Source organism: Xenorhabdus bharatensis (assembly GCF_037996705.1).
Classification (GTDB): Bacteria; Pseudomonadota; Gammaproteobacteria; order Enterobacterales; family Enterobacteriaceae; genus Xenorhabdus; species Xenorhabdus bharatensis.
This window is the reverse complement of sequence record NZ_JBBMXG010000016.1, coordinates 56,379-79,301: the sequence shown is the minus strand read 5'-3', so window position 1 is coordinate 79,301 and position 22,923 is coordinate 56,379. Positions and strand designations below refer to the sequence as shown.

1 protein-coding gene is annotated in these 22,923 nt (G+C 48.3%); it reads right to left on the bottom strand.

Features of this window, described 5'->3' with window-relative positions:
* Positions 1–214 precede the first annotated feature (214 nt).
* A complete protein-coding gene (locus tag AAC855_RS15225) occupies positions 215–22,600 on the bottom strand; it encodes a non-ribosomal peptide synthase/polyketide synthase (RefSeq protein ID WP_422824395.1) in 22,386 nt (7,461 codons plus the stop codon).
* Positions 22,601–22,923 lie beyond the last annotated feature (323 nt).

The following is a 22,923-nucleotide window of genomic DNA, read 5'->3' as shown; positions in this document are numbered from 1 at the left end:
CCGAATTACGTAAATTTTTACTCAAGATGAACGTTATTTTATCCGTCCATAATAGCCACTTTAGCCGTACTGTTTTACGCCATAATATGTCGAAGGTGCAGGAGATGAATCCCTTGTTGTGTTAGATAATTAATAAAACAATAAATAAGAAAAAAATAAATTACTTCTCAATCTAACGAGGCTGGCAATGCCAGCCTCGTCAATAACAGTGATTTTACAACAGTACGTCTTCCTTATTTCCTAATAAATTAACGGCTTCAGTACTGATAATGTAAACCGCATCAATCATATTTTCGTGATAATAATCAGTCACCCGCTTAACGACCAGTGGCTTGATTGACCATTGAGAAATATTATTATCCGGTATTTCTATGATCAACTGGCTTATTTGTAGCTCAATTTCGCCTTTATTTAATGAATTAACTTGACCGGCTTTAAACAAAGTGATGTTAGTCTGGTTTAATTGACCGCTTAATTCACAATTTGCGATAGAATTTTCAAATGGCATAATCTCCAATATCTTGTTAATATAGCTGTCGGTAGCTCCCATTTTCTGCAAGTTTCTTGTTACTACATCATTTATTGCTGAGAGTTCTAATTTCTCTCTGAGCGTTTTTATTTCCTCGTTATTGAGTACCGTATCCAATAAAAACAGTTGAATGTTTGTTGCACCCAATTGTTCTAACTGAAAGGCGATTTCCATCGCTAACTGCCCGCCGAGTGACCAGCCCAGAATATAAATAGGCTGATCGATAGTGGTTTCTGCCAGTATTAATTCTCTATAAATATTAGCCAACTGATACAGTGAATCCGTTGGATTATCCGTGCTGAGGTTATAGTTATTAATGCCGATGCAGTTATAGGTATCAGACAGCGCACTTGCCAGAGATTCATAAACTTCACTGCCGCCATTGGCCGGATGGATCATAAATAGCTTATTGGTGGCGGTTGACTCTGGTGTGAAGAAATTCAGTAAGCTAGGTTGCGCATGATCGGTATCTGTTTCCAGCCATTGCGATAACGAAGAAATACATTTACCGCTAAACAGAATATTTAACGGAATGTCAATTTGCAGGGTATCGCGGATCGCAGAGGTGAGTTTAATCGCCACCAGTGAATTTCCGCCGATACGGAAGAAGTTATCCTCAATGCCGACTTGTTCCACTCCCAGTATTTCCTGCCAAATGGCACATAACCGGGTTTCCAGCTCATTGCGCGGGGCGACATAGTGATCACTATTTCCCCAGACTGGTTCCGGCAGGGCGCGGCGGTTCAGTTTCCCATTCACGGTCAGCGGGATGGACTCAATACGGGTAAAGCTGGCAGGCAGCATATATTCAGGCAGACGGGAAGAAATGTAGCCACGCAGGGTGTCATCCGACAATTTGTCGTCTGTCACCAGATAAGCGACCAGTACAGTATTTCCAATATGTTCATGATCCACCACAACCGCCTGTTTCACCTGTGGATGCGAGGACAGGGCACTTTCAATTTCACCCAACTCAATGCGGAAGCCGCGAATTTTAACCTGAAAATCATTGCGACTCAGGTATTCCAGTTTGCCGTCCGGCTGCCAGCGTACCCGATCGCCCGTTTTATACAGGCGGGTATAACCTTTAGTTTTGTCTTCTTCGCTGGCAAAGGGGTTTAGTACGAAGCGTTCAGCAGTTAATTCTGGCTGGTTTAAGTATCCCCGGGCGACACCCGCACCACCGATATACAACTCCCCCGGTGCGCCGACAGGTACTGGGTTGCCATGACAATCAAGAACATACAGACGCGTGTTGTCAATACCGCTGCCAATGGATAAATCATCTCCTTGCAATAAGTTTTGGGTTGCACAAACAGTGATTTCTGTCGGGCCATACTGATTAAATACGGTGATTGCCGGTGGCAAATTCAGAGCATTCAGGGTTTCTCCACCCGTATGGATAATTTGCAGGGAAGAGCGGAATAAATCAGCGGAATAATGATTCATTAAAGCGGTTGGGATAAATGCTCGGGTTATGGCGTGGGCATTGATAAATGCCAGCAATTGCTCACTGTTCACGGTCACTGTGGCAGGAGCGAGATATAACGATGCTCCCGCGATCAGGGCTGGGAAAATCTCAAAAACCGAGGCATCAAAAACGTAGTTGGCGAAAAACAATGTTCTGGTTTGTGAATACAGTGAATGGGTTCGGATAATAAACTGGCTCAGGTTGTTGACGCTGGTATGTTCTACCATTACGCCTTTGGGCTGCCCCGTCGTGCCGGAAGTATAGATGATATAGGCTAAATCAGAGGCTGAATTTATCTGAGCCGGATTTTCCACGGGCTGAGTTACCGTGACTGTTGGGTCATCAGTTGCTATCAGTAACGGCTGTGCTTTGTGAGACTGGCAGTAGGCTTCCAGTGTGATGAGATGTCGTTTCTGAGTCAGTACACAACCAGCAGCCGTATCCGACAGAATAAACTGCACCCGTTCGGCGGGATATTCCGGTGAAATAGGCACATAAGCGCCACCGGCTTTCAGCACCGCCAGAATACTGATCACCATTTCCAGACTGCGGTCAAGATAAAGGGCTATCGGGGTATTCGCCGGCATCTCCTTATGATTCTGCTGCTGATAGCATGCGCGGATCACGTAAGCCAGCTGATTGGCCTGCTCGTTTAACTGGCGATAGGTCAGTGTTTCTCCTTCAAACACCAGTGCTACATTATCCGGTGTTGTTTCCACTTGTGTTTCAAACAGCTGTTGCAGGGTTTTATCCTGTGGATACGGTACATTGGTCTGGTTCCAGCTATGCAGTAAGGTATGGCGTTCCTCCTCGCTGAAGAAGGTGATTTCGGTATGAGGCTGATGTGGATCGTTCATCACAGCGAATAAAATGCGTTCAAGCTGATCCAACAGGCGTTGAGTCTGCTCTTCCGTCAGCCAGTCTTCACCGTAACTGAGTTTGATGATTAAACGGTTATCCTGTTCATAAGCCATGAGTGACAGCGGATAGTCCACTTTTTCCACCGACTGGCGGAATGCCACGGTATGCTCGATACCCGAGTTATTTTCGTCTGCTACCGGAACCGGATAGTTTTCAAACACCAGCAAACTGTGGAATAACCGCTCTCCGTCAGATTGCAGGCCGGAAAGCGATACCGCGCTGTGGCTGTTCAGAGCGGCGATATCCTGCTGAATCACCTGTAAAACCGCCGCTATACTGTCGGTGTGATCCCATTGCACCATCAGCGGCAGGGTATTGATATACAGACCGACACTGTCCGCAATACCTTCCACGGGCACATCACGGCCGGATACCGTTGTACCGACAATGGTCTGCTCATCACCGGTATAACTGTTCAGCAGTTTATGCCAGGCAAATTGTAGGGCCACATTCAGCGTCACGCCCTGCGTCCGGCAGGTATTTTTCAGCTGCTCATAAGCGCTGCCCTGTAAAATAATCCCCTGCTCGGCGGGGTGTTCGATGGTTTTTATCTGGCTTAAATCAACACGGTGGCTTAACAGCGTTGAAAGATCATTAGTACCCTGAAATTGCGCTTTGCGCTCTGCCCAATAGCGGTCTGATTCGGCCTGATGATCCAGATAATATTGCTGAGTAGCCGGATAGGCTCGATCTACCCTGATTTCAGGTCTGTCTCCCTGAATGATGGCATTGTAATATCCATGTACAGTCTGCAATAAAATCGGATTACTCCAACCATCGATAATACTGTGGTGCAGGGTGGTGAGCACCGTGACCAGTTGCTCATGCTGCTGGATAAGAGTAAAGCGAATCAACCCGGGGAGGCTGAAATCAAACGGCAGAGCGCGATCCCGTTGTTGAATTGTACTGATGGCGTTGTGCCGTTCATCCTCCGGCAATGAGCGGATATCTTTCATGCTGAAGTTGGCAGTACTGATACTCGCTTCCTCAGTAATAATTTGTAATACCTCTTCCGTCCAGTTGAAGGCGGTTCTGAGGATAGGAAAACGTAGTGAAGCCAGTGCCCAGGCTTGCTGATAGGCGGCGAAATCGAATTGAGTGTGGTAATCCAGTAATATCTGAACGCAATAAGCATCGTCCTGTGGCTGGGCCAGATGATGATAAATAAAGCCCTGTTGCAGGCTGGTGGCGGGGAACAGGGCTTCAATCTGATACACCTGTTGAAGCTGGCGCAGCAGCTTGATGGAAAGCCCCTTGATACCATAATCTGCGGGGGTTTTTATCCCACCGGATTGCGCCTGTTTCTGGGCGGTAGTGATGACAGAACGGAGCGCCTGTTCAAAAGCGGCGATAAATGTCTGTGTCTGATCCGGAGTTAAACGGGAACCGATCTGGAATTGCAGCTGACCGGCCTGAACCAGCCCGTTGATGTTCAGCAGCAGATGGCTGTGGTTTTCGTCTGCCGAGGTATTGCCCGTATCGCCACGGGTCAGTGCCCAGTCTTGTTCGCTTTCACCTCCCAGTTGCCCCAGATAGTTGAAACTGATGGCCGGTAAATCCCCGCTCAGAGTACCTGTCTGACGTAATGCACCATAACCTATTCCTTTATTGGGTACGGAACGCAACATCTCTTTGGTGTGAATAATGGTTTCGGCAATATCGCTCTGTATTGCCAGACGAACAGGATACAAGGTAGTAAACCAGCCAATGGTTTCAGAAACATCCAGTGTGTGGTCAATATTTTCCCGCCCGTGGCCTTCCAGCGTGATGGGATTAATCGATTGTGAGAACACTACCGGTAGAGCCAGTGCCAGTGCGCTCAGCAATAAATCATTAATATCGGTCTGATAACCGGCGTTGGCTTCCCGCAGTAAAATACCCGTCAGTGCAGCGGAAATATTCAGTGTGTGTTGGCTGAGATTATCAGAAGTGGTTTGGGTAGCCGTTTCTGCCAGCGCTTGTTGCCAGTAGGCAACTTCCTGTTGATGCTGTTCGGCATATTGGCGGATGGCCTTCACCCACTGCCGGTAGCTGCTGGTTTTGATCGGCAGAGTTTCGCCCTGTAAGATCCGACGGATATCTTCCGCAATAATCCTCCACGATACGACATCAATAATCAGGTGATGTGCGGCGAAGAATAAGCGCGCACTGCCATCCGCGTAACCAGTCAGATGGGCTGCCTGCCACAATGGCCCATTATCGTAATTAAAGTGATTTTGCCATTGAGTCAATTGTTGATGAAGTGTTTCCTTATTTAATCCACGAATATCACAGTGTGGGAAAGGGATCTGTGAAAATGGCATCTCGACCGGATAACACTGGCGATAGCCTTGTGCTGTTCTGACAAAATGAGCGCGTAACATATCATGCCGCTCAGTCAATGCCATCAGTGCCTGTTCAATCTGTACAGATTTGATATCGCCGGGTAACCGGATCATAAAAGCCTGATTCCAGTGATGTGGCTTTGTCAGCGCCCAGTCGAAGAACATTTGCTGGACAGGCAACAGGTCAAATTCCCCGTTTAATAGTCCCTGTTCCGCGATGATTTTATCGGCAGCGGTTTCCTGCATCAGTAATTGAGCTAATTGAGCCACCGTTGGTGCTTCGATAATTGAAGTCACCTGAAGGGTAAAACCCGCCTGCCGTAGTCTGGAAACCAGCTGGATACTGATAATTGAATCACCACCAATGCGGAAAAAGTTATCGTCAATACTTATTCGCTCCAGCCCTAAAACATCCTGCCAGAGAGTACATAGCTGGGTTTCCAGTGCATTGCGGGGGGCAACATAACTGTCCCGATTTCCCCAAACCGGATCAGGCAAGGCACGGCGATCGACTTTGCCATTCAGGGTCAGCGGAATCGCGTCAATCCGGCTAAAACTGGCTGGTAGCATATAATCCGGCAGTTGTGCCGATAAGTGTTCAAGCAGACTTTCATCGGAGGCCTGCCCGTCTGTTACCAGATAAGCGGCCAGTGCTTTATGACCATGATGCTCACGGTCAATCACTACCGCTTGTTTCACCTGTGGATGGGATGTGAGGGCACTTTCGATTTCCCCCAATTCAATACGGAACCCGCGTAACTTAACCTGAAAATCGTTGCGGCTCAGGTATTCAATATTGCCGTCCGGTAACCAGCGGGCGAGATCGCCGGTTTTGTACATACGGGCATTCGGTTCCGGAGAGAACGGGTCGAACAGGAAACGCTCTGCTGTCAGTTCAGGCTGGTTCAAATAACCCCGCGCAACGCCGCCTCCGCCAATATGGATTTCACCGGGCATACCTGCGGGAACGGGCTGGCCCTGATTATCCAGAATGTAGATGCGGGTATTATTGATGGGCCGTCCGATGGGCAGTTTTCCGCTTTCCATCCGTGGCATATCGTAGGCTGTGGCAAACGTCGTGGTTTCTGTTGGCCCGTAGACATGCAGCAAATGTTGAGGGGAATATTCTGCTCTGAGGCGCATGGCGGCCCGATTATCACTCTTTTCACCACCGAACAGGACATAACGCAGCCCTGACAGTGCCGGAGCAATCAGGTCGGCATACTGGTTAAACAACGCGGTGGTCAGAAACAGCGCACTGACACCGGCATTTGACAGGCACTGACCAAATTCAGCGGGTTGTAACAGGGTTTTCTCCGGCACCAGCAGGATACGGGCACCATTTATTAATCCAGACCACACTTCCCATGTGGCAGCATCAAATGAAATATTGGCGCAATGCGCAATGCAGTCATCCGGCCCGATATCGGCAAAGCCATTATTGATAATCAGGCGCAACACATTGCGGTGCTCCACCATGACGCCTTTCGGTAAACCTGTGGAGCCGGAGGTATAGGTAACATAAGCCAGATGGCGAGATGTCAGCCCTAATGCCTGCGTATCAGGATCCGTCTCCGGCAGGGTGGCAAGATCTGCCGCTTGAGTATCAAGCAATACCGTGGTGACGGTGCCGGATAATTTATCAGCCTGTGTGGTTTGAGTCAGCAGTGCGACCGGCGCTGAATCCGCCAGCATAAAGCTGAGCCGTTCAGTGGGATAGGCCGGATCAAGTGGCACATAAGCCCCGCCTGCCTTAAGAATGGCGAGTAAGCCCACCACCATCTCCGGGCTGCGTTCAAGACAGACAGCAACCCGATCATCAGGACGTACCCCCAGCGCAATCAGATGATGAGCCAGTCGGTTGGCTCGAGCGTTAAGTTCGCCATAGCTCATGCTTTGGCCTTCAAAGATAACGGCGATAGCCTCAGGATGTTGGTCAGCCTGAGCTTCAAACAACTGTGGCAGGGTTTTATCCTGTGGATAAGGGGCCGCTGTCTGATTCCAGCGGTACAGAAGAGTATGACGCTCTTCTTCGCTGAGGAAAGAGACTGACGTATGTGGCTGGTGTGGATTACTGGCTACCGCGTACAGGATACGTTCAAGCTGGCAGAGTAAATGCTGCGCCTGTTCTTTTGTCAGCCAGTCTTCCCCGTAACTGAATTTGATAACTAAACGGTTATCCTGTTCATAGGCCATGATCAACACCGGATAATCCACTTTTTCGACCGCTTTACGGAATGTCAGAGTATGCTCGATACCCGCCATATCTTCGCTTACCGCTGGGACAGGGTAATTTTCAAAGACCAGCAGGCTATGGAATAACCGCTCACCGTCAGATTGCAGACTGGACAGGGCAACATCACTATGGCTGTTGAGAGCAGCGATATCCTGCTGAATGGCCTGTAAAACCGTTGCCACACTATCAGTATGATCCCAGCGCACCATCAGCGGTAACGTATTGATATACAGACCAACGCTATCCTCAATGCCTGATACGGGGACATCGCGGCCGGATATTGTCGTGCCGACAATAGTCTGTTCATCGCTCGTGTAGCTATGCAGTAATTTATGCCAGGCAAATTGTAGGGCCACATTCAGGGTTACGCCCTGCGTCCGGCAGATCGCTTTAAGCTGTTGATAGGCACTTTCTTGTAGAGTCAGTAACTGTGCAGCGGGTTTTTCAACGGTTTTTACCTGTGTTAAATCAATGGAATGGCTCAGTAAAGCAGAAAAATCATTGGCACCCTGAAACTGGATTTTACGCTTGGCCCAGTAGCGGTCTGATTCTGCTTTATGATCCAGATAATATTGCTGGGTGGCCGGATAAGCTTGATCCACCGTGATTTCAGGGAGTTCGCCCTGAATGATGGCGTTGTAATACCCATGTACAGCCTGCAATAAAATCGGCGTACTCCAGCCGTCGACAATGCTGTGGTGTAATGTAATCAGCACCGTGGTGAGTTGTTCACGCTGTTGAATCATCGTAAAACGAACCAAACCGGGCTGACTTAAATCAAACGGCTGCGTACGGTCAGTTTGCTGAATTTCGTCAATCACCCGGTTGCAGTCTGCTTCTGATAATTGGGTGAGATCTTCTCTTCTGAAGTGGGCCGAACCAATACCGGCCTCGGTTGTAATAACCTGTAATATTTTCTCTTCCCAGTCAAAGGCAGTTCTGAGAGTAGGGAAACGGAGCGAAGCCAGCGCCCATGCCTGTTGGTAGGCGGCAGTGTCAACATTGGCGTGATAATCCAGCAACCATTGTACGCGATAGGCATCATCCTGCGGTTGAGCCAGATAATGGTAGACAAAACCTTGTTGCAGGCTGGTGGCAGGATACAGGGCTTCAATTTGATACTGCTGTTGAAGTTGATTTAATGCCCTGACTGAAAGCCCTTCAATACCATAATCGCTGGGCGTTTTTATCCCGCCCGATTGTGCTTGTGCCTGAGCCATGGTGATCACGCTGTTGAGCGTGTGTTCAAATGCGGTGATAAACATTGTTGTCTGGTTTTTCGGCAGACGGGAATCCACACTGAATTGCAGTCTTCCGTCCTGAATTGCGCCATTGATGCCCAGCAATAAATGGCTGCTATTTTCACTGGCTATTGCATTTCCGCAATCATCGCTGGTGATGCTCCAATCCTGAGAGCTGGCCCCTCCCAGTTGGCCGAGATAATTGAAACTGATCGCCGGTAAGTCACCGCTCAGATACCCTGCCTGATGTAGTGTGCTGTAACCGATACCTTTATTCGGAACACCACGTAGCATTTCTTTGGTATGCATAATGGTTTCGGTAATATCGGACTGTGTTTGCAACTGAACCGGATAGAGTGTGGTAAACCAGCCTACGGTTTCAGAAACATCCAGTGTGTTATCAATATGTTCCCGTCCGTGTCCTTCCAGTGTAATGTGATTGACGGGTTGTGCGAAGATATCCTGCAAAGCCAGCGCCAGCGCACTTAACAGTAAGTCGTTAATTTCAGTGTGATAACCGTTATTGGCTTCATGCAGCAGAATGTCTGTCATCTCCGTAGAAAGGCTTAACGGGTGACGAGTGATGTTATCCTGTGCCGGTTTGGCATCATGGCCTGCCATCACCTGTTGCCAGTAAGCAACCTCATTCTGATGCTGCTCGGCGTAGTGGTGTACTGCGGCTACCCATTGGCGATAACTGCTGGTTTTCGGGCGTAACGGCATACCTTGCAGGAGTAAACGCATATCTTCGGCAATAATCCGCCACGAGACGGCATCAATAATCAGGTGGTGGAAGGCAAAAAATAAACGGGCACTGCCATCTGCGTAGCCGATCAGATGAGCCGCCTGCCATAATGGCCCGTTGTGATAATCGAATCCACTTTGCCATTGGGTGAGTTGTTGATGCAGCGCTTCCTGATCGAATTCACGGATATCACCATGTTGTAAAAGAGAAGGTGAATCCGGTATTTCTGCGGAATAACACTGGCGATAACCTGTTTCGGTTTTAATAAAACGAGTACGTAGCATATCGTGTCGTTCAGCCAGCATTATCAGTGCTTGCTCAACCTGAACAGATTTAATATGACCGGGTATCTGAATCATAAAAGCCTGATTCCAATGGTGTGGATTGGCGAAATCCCAGTCAAAGAAAGTCTTCTGGACAGGCAACAGTTCAAATTCTCCGGTTAGCCATCCTTGTTCGGCGATGACTGTCTCAGTAGAAACAGCCTGTGCCAGCAATCGGGCTAATTGCGCCACCGTGGGAGCCTCAAAAATGGCTTTGACCTGAAGAGTAAAACCGGCCTGACGCAGTCTGGAAACCAGTTGGATGCTGACAATCGAATCGCCGCCAATACGGAAGAAATTATCGTCAACGCTAATCTGCTCCAGCCCTAACACATCCTGCCAGATATGACACAGCTGAGTTTCCAGTGCGTTACGCGGCGCAGTATAGTGCTCCTGATTACCCCAGATTGGCTCCGGCAGAGCACGGCGATCCACTTTACCGTTCAGCGTCAGCGGAATAGATTCTATAACGCTAAAGCTGGCAGGCAGCATATATTCCGGCAAGCGGGAAGAGAGATATTCCATCAGGCTGTCATTGGAGAGTGTTCCTTCTGTCACCAGATACGCGATTAGCACCTTATGGTTGTGATGTTCCCGATCAATGACGACGGCCTGTTTTATTTGTGGATGAGCGGTCAGGGCATTTTCGATTTCCCCCAATTCAATACGGAACCCGCGTAACTTAACCTGAAAATCGTTGCGGCTCAGGTATTCAATATTGCCGTCCGGTAACCAGCGGGCGAGATCGCCGGTTTTGTACATACGGGCATTCGGTTCTGGGGAGAATGGGTCGATCAGGAACCGCTCTGCCGTCAGTTCAGGCCGGTTCAGGTAACCTCTGGCAACGCCGTCTCCGCCAATATGGATTTCACCGGGTACACCTGCCGGAACGGGCTGGCCCTGATTATCAAGAATATAGATGCGGGTATTATTGATAGGTTGCCCGATAGGCAGTTTTCCGCTTTCCATCCGTGGCATATCGTAGGCTGTGGCAAACGTCGTGGTTTCTGTTGGCCCGTAGACATGCAGTAAATGTTGAGGGGAATGTTCCGCTCTGAGGCGCATGGCGGCCCGATTATCGCTCTGTTCACCGCCGAACAGGACATAGCGCAATCCTGATAGTGCCGGGGCAATCAGGTCGGCATACTGGTTAAACAGCGCGGTGGTCAGGAACAGCGCACTGACGCCGGCTGCTGAGAGACACTGACCAAATTCAGCTGGCTGTAACAGGGTTTTTTCCGGCACCAGCAGGATACGGGCGCCATTCACTAACCCTGACCACACTTCCCATGTGGCGGCATCAAATGAAATATTGGCGCAATGCGCAATGCAGTCATCCGGCCCGATATCGGCAAAGCCATTATTGATAATCAGGCGCAGCACATTACGGTGCTCCACCATGACGCCTTTGGGTAAACCGGTGGAGCCGGAGGTATAGGTAACATAAGCCAGATGGCGTGATGTCAGGCCTAATGCCTGCGTATCAGGATCCGTCTCCGGCAGGGTGGCAAGGGATCGTGCCTGCTCATCAAGCAATACCGTGGTGACGGAGCCGGATAATTTATCAACGTGTGTGGTTTGAGTCAGCAGAGCGACCGGCGCAGAATCCGCCAGCATAAAGTTGAGCCGTTCAGTCGGATAGGTCGGATCGAGCGGTACATAAGCCCCGCCCGCCTTGAGAATCGCGAGTAAGCCCACAATCATCTCCGGGCTGCGCTCAAGGCAAATGGCGATCCGGTCATCAGGGCGTACCCCCAGTGCAATCAGATGATGAGCCAGCTGATTGGCTCGCCGGTTGAGTTCGCCATAATTGATGGTCTGATCTTCAAAGATAACGGCGATAGCCTCGGGGTGTTGGGCGGCCTGTGCTTCAAACAGCCGTGGCAGGGTTTTATCCTGTGGATAAGGAGCCGCTGTCTGGTTCCAATCGTGCAGTAGTGTATGCCGCTCTTGTACCGATAAAATATCAATGCTGGACAAGGATTGTTGCTGGTTTGCCACAAAAGCGCTCAGTACCCGCTGATAACTCGCCGCCAGCCGTGTGATCGTGTTTACGCCAAACAGACTGATTGCGTAATTCAGGCAACCCGTAATGCCGCTTTTCCCATCGGCTAAAAACAGGCTCAGGTCAAATTTGGCCGGGCTGTATAGCGGTTTTTCCAGTGTTACCGAATGAAATGGCAGATGGGTTTCGTTTGACTCAGATTCACTCTGAGCACTGAACATCACCTGAAAAATCGGGTGACGGGAGGTATCACGTTCAAGGTTCAGGGCATCAATAAGTTGTTCAAATGGCATATCCTGATGAGCTTTGGCTTCGCTCACTTGCTGATGAGTCTGCTTAACCAGCTTTTCCACGCTGGTGGTTTGTTTAAGCTGTGCCCTTAAAACCAGCGAGTTAACAAACATTCCAATCAGAGGCTGAGTCTGGGCATAGTGGCGGTTATCTGTTGGCGTTCCCAGCACGATATCGTCCTGCCCGGTGAGTTTCGCCAGTGTGACGTAAAAGGCGCTCAGCAACACGGTATACAGCGTGGTTTCCTGTGTTTTTGCCAGTGTCCGCAACTGTTCTGAGAGGGCGATATCCAGTTCAAAACTGAAATCCTGCCCCTGATAATTTACCTGCGCAGGTCTGGGGTAATCAGTGGGTAAATCCAGTGAAACATAGCCCGTCAGAGTGTGTTGCCAGTAAGCAAGCTGCTGTTCATAGTTATCCCCCTGTAAATAATGGCGTTGCCAGACGGCATAATCTCCGTAGTTGATCTCCAGAGGTGTGAGCTGGTAGTCACGACCATTTTGTAGAGCCTGATAAATTTCCGCCAGTTCATTGTTGAAAATATCGGCAGACCAGCCATCAAAGGCGATATGGTGCCACAACAGCAATAAATAGTGGCTATCAGCGACCTGATAATGACACAAGCGCAAGCTAGGCTCGTTAGAAAGATCAAATGGTGTGGCTATCTCAGCCTGCACGGTGCTCAGCAGAGTTTCCATCGTTTCACAGGACTGGGATTGGATAACCAGATGACAATCCATTTCTTGCTGGTAAATCTGGCCGTTATCATCAGGTTGGTACAGCATTTTTATGACCGGATGGCGTTCAGCCAGTCGATTAATGGCGGTTTCTAATAAAGGCAGACAGCTTTCATCATCCAGCTGAACCAGATAAGGAATATGGTAGGTATCAGAACCTTGTTCAAACTGCTCGATAAACAGCATCCGTTCCTGAGCAAAAGATAAGGGATAACGATCCAAATTCAGATGAGGAATAATCGTATAAGTCTGCTTCTCCATCTGCGTGACCAGACCTGCAATCGTTTTCAGCTCAAATAGCTGTGCCAGCGAGACTTCAGTTGTCAGCATACGGCGGATCGCGGCGGTCAGCTTAATGGCGGTGAGAGAGTTTCCCCCGATTCGGAAGAAATTATCTTCAATCCCTACCTGTTCCAGCCCCAGCACATCCTGCCAGATGGTACACAGTTGAGCTTCCAGCGTATTGCGGGGAGCAACATAACCTGTTTTATTGCCGAAAACCGGTTCCGGTAATGCCCGGCGATCGACTTTACCGTTTTTGGTCAGCGGGATCGCTTCAATCGAGGTAAAGCTGGCAGGCAGCATATACTCCGGCAGGCGGGAGGATAAATAACCGGTTAATGCATCATCTGTCAGTTCGCCCTTGATGACCAGATAAGCAACCAGCGTTTTGTTGCCCTCATATTCCCGATCAATCACGACGGCCTGTTTTATCTGTGGATGTGAAGCAAGTGCGCTTTCAATTTCCCCCAGCTCAATACGATAACCACGGATCTTAACCTGAAAATCGTTACGTCCCAGATATTCCAGCTCTCCATTTGGCAGCCAGCGGGCTAAATCGCCGGTTTTATACAGACGAGTGTAACCGTATTCTTGGTCTTTCTCCGAGGCAAAAGGGGTCTGCACAAAACGTTCAGCGGTGAGTTCCGGTCGGTTTAAATAGCCCCGCGCCAATCCTGCGCCACCGATATACAGTTCGCCCGGTGTGCCAATCGGGGCCAGCTTCCCGAATTGATTCAGAATATAGGCAGACATGTCACGCAGTGGCCGCCCAATGCAGGAGACTGTGGTGACATCGTTTGCGGTTAATTTTTTATAGGTCACATGGACGGTGGTTTCGGTGATCCCGTACATATTGATGAGGGCAGGAGTTTGATCGCCATAATGATCCCACCACGGTTTCAGTTGTGCCGGATTCAGTTTATCGCCACCGAAAATCACATAACGAAGGTGAGGGAACTCTGCTTTTATATTCAATGCAGCATCAATAAAGGCATAAAATGCGCCCGGTGTCTGATTCAGCACGGTGACGTTCTGAGTTGAACAAAGGCGGCTGAACCGGTCAAAATCCTTAGTACATTCAAGGGTCGGGATAATCAGGCGCCCGCCATAGAGTAATGCGCCCCATAATTCCCAGACACTGAAATCAAAAGTGTAAGCATGATACAGCACCCAGATATCATTCTGATCAAATTGGTAATCTGCCTGTGTACTGGCAAATAAGCGGGCAACATTTTCATGCGTCTGCAACACGCCTTTTGGCTGCCCGGTGGTGCCGGAGGTGTAGATAACATAGGCCAGATCGGTTGCCTGATGAATGAATGCCAGATTCTCCGTTGACGGATTTTGTGTCACAGCCGGATCATCAGCCGCAATCAGAGCGGGCTGTTCCATCTCTGTTTGTGTACATGCTTTCAGTGCTTCTAAATGCCGTTGCTGAGTCACTACACACGGAGTTTGGCTATCTTCCAGAATAAACCGGACTTGTTCAGGCGGATATTCCGGTGAGACGGGCACATAAGCGCCTCCCGCTTTCAGGACTGCCAGAATACTGATCACCATTTCCGGGCTACGAGCCAGATAGAGGGCAACCAGCGTATCAGTCGGCATCGGTTGATGATGTTGTTGCTGATAACGCTCACGGATCACAACCGCGAGTTGATTGGCTCGCTCATTTAACTGGCGATAGGTCAGCGTTTCATCCTCAAATATCAATGCCACATTATTTGGGGTCTTGTCTGCCTGAGCTTCAAACAGTTGCGGCAGGGTTTTATCCTGCGGATAACATATCTCCGCCTGATCCCAGCGATGCAGCAGAGTATGGCGTTCCTGTCCCGACAGGATATCCAGCCCGAATAGTGGCTGCTTTTGATCTGCCACAAAGGCGACCAGTACCCGTTGATAAATATCTGCCAACCGCATAATGGTCGTTTCATTAAACAAACTGACCGCATAATTCAGGCAGCCGGAAATCCCGCTTTGTCCATCGGATAAATACAGATGCAGGTCAAATTTAGCCGGGCTGTACAGAGGCTCTTCCAGTATTACCGGGTTGAATGGCAGATGCGTTCCCTGTGGCAGACTTTCTTCGGGGTTTTGCAAGCCGAACATGACCTGAAAAATCGGATGGCGGGAGGTATCACGCTCAATACCGAGTATTTCAAGCAACTGTTCGAACGGCATATCCTGATGAGCTTTGGCTTCGGTAACTAACTGATGGATCTGCTGAATCAGGTTTTCTACGCGGGTGGTTTGTTCAAGTTGAGTCCTTAAAACCAGCGAGTTAACGAACATCCCAATCAGAGACTGAGTCTGGGCATGGTGGCGGTTATCCGTCGGGGTGCCGATAACGATATCGTCCTGTCCGGAGAGTTTCGCTAATGTGACGTAAAAGGCACTGAGCAGCACAGTATAGAGGGTGGTTTCCTGTGCTTTTGCCAATGTCCGCAATTGCTCCGAAAGCCGGGTGTCCAGTACAAAATTGAAGTCCCGTCCCTGATAACTGACCTGAGCCGGTCTGGGGTAGTCAGCAGGCAAGGCCAGCGGTTCATAACCGGCCAGCGTTTGTTGCCAGTAACTCAGCTGATGTTCATACCTGTCACCCTGTAAGTCATCACGCTGCCAGACAGCATAATCACCGTAAGTGATATCCAGAGGTGCAAGCTGGCAGGGACGGTTATCCCGCAGAGCCTGATAAATTTCTGCCAGTTCTGCCATAAAAATAGCGATAGACCAGCCATCAATAGCGATATGGTGCCATAGCAGCAGTAAATAGTGACTGTCAGCCACCTGATAGTGGCATAAACGCAGGCTGAATTCTGTGGTCAGGTTGAATGGGCGTCCTATCTCGGTGCGCACAGCACTCAGTAACACATCCATATTTTCGCAGGATTGGGAGGTTATTTTCAGATCCCTGTTCAGCACCTGTTGGTCAATCTGGCCTTCATCATTAGAACGGTACACTGTTTTTATCACGGAATGGCGTTCAGCCAACCGGTTAATGGCGCTTTCCAATAAGGGCAGGCTAATTTCATTATCCAGTTGAACCAGATAAGGTGCATGATACGCATTGCTGCCCTGTTCAAATTGTTCGATAAATAACATGCGCTCCTGCGCAAAGGATAAAGGATAGTGCTCCTGTGCCAGATGGGGGATAACGGTATAACTCTTCTCCCTCATTTGCGTTGCCAGTTCCGCGATGGTTTTCAGTTCAAACAGCTGGGTGAGTGAGATTTCTGTTGCCAGAATACGTTGAATAGCCGCAGTCAGCTTAATGGCGGTCAGGGAGTTCCCTCCGATACGGAAGAAATTATCTTCAATACCTACCTGCTCCAGTCCCAGAACATCCTGCCAGATAGCACAAAGCCGCGTTTCCAGTTCATTACGGGGGGCAACATAGCCCATTTTATTGCCGAAAACCGGTTCCGGTAATGCACGCCGATCCACTTTGTTATTTACCGTCAGAGGAATTGCATTAATGCGGGTAAAGCAGGTTGGCAACATATATTCAGGCAAACGGGCGGATAAATGACGGATTAATACATCGTCGGTAAGTTCGCCATCAATGACCAGATAAGCAACCAGCGTTTTGTTGCCGTCATATTCATGATCAATCACGACGGCTTGTTTTACTTGTGGATGTAACGTCAGTGACCGTTCAATTTCACTCAGTTCAATGCGATAACCACGGATTTTGACCTGAAAATCATTGCGTCCCAGATATTCCAGTTCACCATTTGCCAGCCAGCGGACTAAATCTCCGGTTCGGTACAGGCGGGTATACCCTTTGGTTCTGTCTTCTGCGGTAGCGAAGTGATTAGGCACAAAACGTTCAGCGGTCAGTTCAGGCTGATTTAAATACCCGCGCGCCAGCCCGGCTCCGCCTATATACAGTTCTCCCGGTGTGCCGACAGGCGATAAATGACCTTGTTCGTCAAGAACGTAAAGACGGACGTTATTAATGGCTTTGCCAATATTGGCCGGGATATCCCCTTGCTGAAATTGCTTTTCAGTCGCACAGACCGTGACTTCCGTCGGGCCGTAAGAGTTCAGTACGCGGCTGGTTTGTCGGAAATGTTTAATGAAATCGGAGGACGGCGCTTCTCCCGCTGTCACCAATACCCGCAAAGAAGGCAACTCAGTATCAGTCAGTAATTTCAGCATCGCGGGAGGTAAGGCGGCCGCTTCGATACCTTCACGTTGAATGAGTTGCGCAACTGAAATGACATTCCGCTCTGTTTCACTACAAAGGTAAAGCGTAATTCCTCTGAATAGGCAGGGGAATAATTCAAAAACCGAACCATCAAACACATAGGCAGCAAACATTAAGGCTTTCTTTATTTTCGGGGTATCCAGAATGTTTGTTTGCGCAGCCGCCATATGAGCCACATTGTTGTGTTCAATCATGACCCCCTTGGGCTGCCCGGTTGTGCCGGAGGTATAGATGATATAGGCCAAATCGGTGGGGGTATTGATCCGTGCCGGATTTTCTACAGGCTGTTCTGCGGTAATAGTATGGTCATCTGCCGCAATCAGTGCCGGTTGTTCAGGCAGCGCCTGACAATATGTTGCCAGTGTTGTCAGATGATGTTGCTGAGTCAGTATGCAGCGTGCCGTAGTATCAGCCAGAATAAACTGAACCCGTTCGGCAGGATAGGCCGGTAAAATCGGAACATAAGCCCCACCGGCCTTCAGCACCGCCAACATGCTGATCACCATTTCCGGGCTGCGATCAAAATAGAGTGCTATCGGCATATCTGCCTGTAACGCTTCACCATGCTGCTGCCGGTAGTAAGCCCGGATAACACAGGCTAGCTGGTTCGCGCGTTCATTCAGTTGACGATAAGTCAGCGTTTCGCCTTCAAAGACCAGCGCTGCATTATCCGGTGTTTTTTCCACCTGAGTTTCAAACAGTTGTTGCAGAGTGTGATCCTGTGGATACGGCGCATCAGTCTGATTCCAGTGATGCAACAGAGTCCGGCATTCCTGTTCTGACAGAATGTTAATGTCAGCCAACCTTTGCTGGTGGTCTTCGATAAAAGCCGCCAACACACGTTGATAATAGTCAGCCAATCGTCCGGCGGTGGCTTCGCTAAACAGACTGACGGCATAATTGAGGCTACCGGTAAGACAGGTCTGTCCATCCGATAAGAACAGACTCAAATCAAATTTAGCCGGGCTGTATAAAGAGTCATCCAGATCAACCGGGCTGAACGGCAGTTCAGGGGTATTTGTCAGGCTTTCCCCAAAACTCTGTAAGCCAAACATCACCTGAAAAATCGGGTGGCGGGAGGTGTCCCGTACCATCACCAGCGCGTCAAGTAGCTGTTCAAATGGCATGTCCTGATGATCTTTGGCGCCGGCAATGACTTTATGAATTTGCCCAATCAGTGTTTTTACACTGTCCGTCTGTTCTAACTGTGCACGCAATGGCAGTAAGTTGATGAACATGCCCATCAAAGACTGGGTCTGGGTATGATGGCGATTATCCGTCGGCGTGCCCAGCACGATATCCTTCTGCCCGGATAGCTTCGCCAGCATGACATAAAAGGCGCTGAGCAGAACGGTGTACAAAGTTGTTTCTTCTGCTTTGGCGAGCGCTCGCAATTGTTCGGAAAGGACGGAATTCAGCGTAAAGGTAACATCCCGACCCTGATAACTGACCTGAGCCGGTCTGGAGTAGTCTGTTGGCAAATCCAGCGTTTCAAAGCCTGCTAGTGTGTGTTGCCAGTAAGCCAGTTGTTGTGCATGAACTTCGCCCTGCAAATATTCCCGTTGCCACCGTGCATAGTCACCATAACTGATCTCCAGTGCCGGTAATTGGCTGGGACGTCCTTGCAGAAGTGCGTGATAACTTTCTGCCAGCTCGGTGGTAAAAATATCAGTAGACCAGCCATCAGTGGCAATATGGTGCCACAGGAACAATAAGTAATGACTTTCAGCCACTTGATAGTGGCACACACGCAGACTTGGCTCAGAGACCAGATCAAATGGCGTGGCGATTTCAGCGCGTACTGATCGTAAAAGGGTATGCATATCCTGACAGGATTGTGATTTGAATCTGAGGTTCTCTGCTAATACCTGTTGATATTCATGCCCGCGAGCATCCGTACGGTATACCGTCTTCATTATCGGGTGACGATCAACCACCTGATTAATCGCGCTTTCCAATAATGGCAGGTCCGTGTTGTCATCCAGTTGCACGAGATAAGGAACATGATAGACATAAGTACCCTGCTCAAAACGTTCGATAAACAGCATTCGTTCCTGAGCGAATGACAGCGGGTAATGCTCCTGCTCAATATGCGCAATAACCATACCGTTTGCTTGCGCCATCTGTGCTGCGATCCCGGCAATGGTTTTAAACTCAAAAAACTGACTTAATGAAACCTCCAGCCCTAATTGCTGGCGAATGGCGCTAATCAGCTTAATGGCTGTCAAAGAATTCCCGCCAAGACGGAAGAAGTTATCTTCAATTCCCACCTGTTTCACGCCCAGAACGGTCTGCCAAAGATCACAAAGCCGGGATTCCAGTTCATTACGGGGAGAAACAGAACCGGCTTTGTTGCCGAAGGCGGGTTCTGGTAATACCCGCCGATCGACTTTACCGTTCTGAGTCAGAGGGATGGATTCAATATGGGTAAAACTGGCCGGTAGCATATAGTCAGGCAGAAGGGCGGATAAGTGGCTGATTAACGCCTCATCCGAAAGTTCTTCATGGCTAACCAGATAAGCGACCAACACCTTATTACCTTGATATTCGCGATCAATCACAACCGCCTGTTTTACCTCTGGATGCGAAGCGAGCGCACTTTCAATTTCCCCCAGTTCAATGCGATAACCACGGATTGTGACCTGAAAATCATTACGCCCCAGATATTCCAGTTCCCCGTTAGGTAGCCAACGGGCTAAATCGCCGGTTTTATACAGGCGGGTATAACCGGATTCTTTTTCCTTATCCGTAGCAAACGGATTCTCTACAAAGCGTTCAGCCGTTAATTCCGGCCGGTTTAAATAGCCAGATGCCAGCCCAGCACCGCCGATATACAACTCACCGGGCGCGCCAATAGGGGCAAGCTGCCCTGAATGGTTCAGGATATAGGCAGACATATCACGCAGTGGTCGCCCGATGCAGGAGACTGCGGTTGCATCGCTCTGAGTTAATTTTTTATAGGTCACATGGACGGTGGTTTCGGTGATCCCGTACATATTGATGAGGGCAGGGGCTTGATCGCCGTAAAAATTCCACCAGGGTTTCAGTTGCATCGGATTCAGCTTATCACCACCAAAGATGACATAGCGAAGATGAGGAAATTCAGCTCCGGCCTTTAATGAAGCATCAATAAAGGCATAAAACGCCCCCGGAGTCTGGTTCAGCACGGTGACATTCCGAGCTGAACAGAGATCGCTGAATTTATCAAAATCCTTGGTACATTCCGCTGTCGGAATAATGAGACATCCGCCATAGCGCAGTGCCCCCCACAATTCCCAGACGCTGAAATCAAAGGCGTAGGAATGGTACAGTACCCAGATATCATCCTGATTAAATTGATAATCTTCCTGTGTACTGGCAAATAAACGGGCGACATTAGCATGTGTCTGCAATACGCCTTTTGGCTGCCCGGTGGTGCCGGAGGTATAGATAACATAGGCCAGATCGGTTGCCTGACCAGCGCATACCGGATTTTCCGTAGCGCGATTTTCAGTTACGCAGTGGTCATCAGCGGCAATCAGAACAGTTTGTGCCGGTGCGTACTTGTTCAACACTGGTAGGTATTTTTGCTGCGTGATCACACAGAATGAGCCGGTATCCTCCAGAATAAACCGAACCCGTTCCGATGGATAATCCGGTGAGACAGGCACATAAGCACCACCTGCTTTCAGCACTGCCAGAATGCTGAGCACCATTTCCGTGCTGCGCTCCAGATAGAGTGCAACCAGCGTATTAACCGGCATGGATCGATTATGCTGCTGCTGATAACGTTCACGAATAACAACTGCGAGTTGATTCGCCCGCTCATTTAACTGGCGATAGGTCAGCGTTTCATCCTCAAACACGACTGCCGTATTATCCGGCCTGACGGCTGCTTGCGCTTCGAAATGTTGTTGCAGGGTTTTATCCTGTGGATACGCGATATCAGCCGGTTGTTGGAGACGCAATAATGATTGACGTTCCTGCTCTAATAAAATAGGTAACTCGCGGACGAGAACAGATGGATTATCAATTAATGCGGCCAATAAATTTTGTAGCCGTTCAAGCGCATTTTGAATATCGGCATCATTAAAGTAGGCCTGCAAATAATCGACTGTTATTGTTAATTCCTGATCATAACCGTGATCTTTCAAACGGAATGCGATGGGATAAATATTAAATATTCCATCAATATGGCAATGCTGATTCTGGTTAATTTCAGTGGCTGATGCTGAATAGCGGTCGTAGGCAATAAAAATATCAGGTAAAGAAAAACCCTGTTGGCTTGCCAGACGGGCAAGATGTGATTGAGGAAACTGGCTGTGTTTGTAACTGTTTTTCAGAGCGGATTCTATCCCTTTGATTTGTTCCATGACACTGAATGTTGGCGAAATATGGCAATGTACGGGATACGTATTAGCCTGCATACCAACAGCATATTTCTCTGCTTTTGTTCGCCTGCCGTGTGTAACGGTATTAAAAATAAGCGCTTTTTGCCCTGTGAGTTCTGTCATCATGATGGTGACAAGGCTGGAAAAGACAGCCAGTAAATGAGTTTTATGCTGGTGACAAAAAGCCAGTAAATTTTCTTTAGCAGAAAAAGGGAGTGTCAGTGAGTGATAACCGGCTTCATTATTTTTATAGTAAGGGGTTAAGTGATGTATTTCTTTTTCTCTTAAAAAATCGACCCAATAATTTTTATCATTCGTATAATGAATACTGTTTAAATAATCCCTTGCATTTTCGATGGATGTTAAATATTGCGGAATATCTGATAACCATGCTGTTGATAGGCCTTGTTTAATACAGCCGTATAACTGATAGATATACTCATGAAGCCGATATAATCCAACGCTATCTATCATAATGTGGTGGAATTGTGTGAATAAATAATGTTTTTTATTATTCAGCCGGATTAATGTTACTTGATAGGGCGTTGTTTTTAAGTAATTAACAGGAATATAGCTTTGCTGCCTCATCCAAGTAAGAGCGTGTTTTTCGGGTTCAGGCTGTATTGTCGCATCGTAGCACCTGATTAATTCGGGTTTACTCAGTTCCGGGATATATTGTACAACCTCATTATCTGAATTTATTGATATCTGCAAGCGTAATGTATCAATATGCTGATGCAGTAAATCCCATGCTTTTTGTAAAATTGCGATATCAATATTTTCTTTTAAAGCTGTATACCAGCTAAGGCTGTGTATCGGAGTATTTTCATAAAGTGCCTGCTCGTAAAAGACATCTTCTTGAGAAGGGTGAAGAGGATAAAAAACCGAATTCAAAGAACCCTTAAATGCTCTCATAATAAATTATACGAATGTATTCCGTTTACAAGTTATTTGTAATTGATTCCGTAATATTTCTGGCTGTCATTTATGACCTAGTGGGTATAATTCATCATGGTATCATTACAGATAATCTCGCAATCTTTCAACATCCTTCCTCATGAAAAATAGTTAATGTTTATCAGTAAATGATTCTGTTTTTATTTATTACTGCATGATCATAACCCATGATTGTGTAATTTTTCTGGTCATTTTGGCTGGAAACCATATTATTTTTTATGTGCTATAACTATTTTGCTGTTGGATATATTGATTGAGTCCAGTATTTTTCGTCTCGGCAA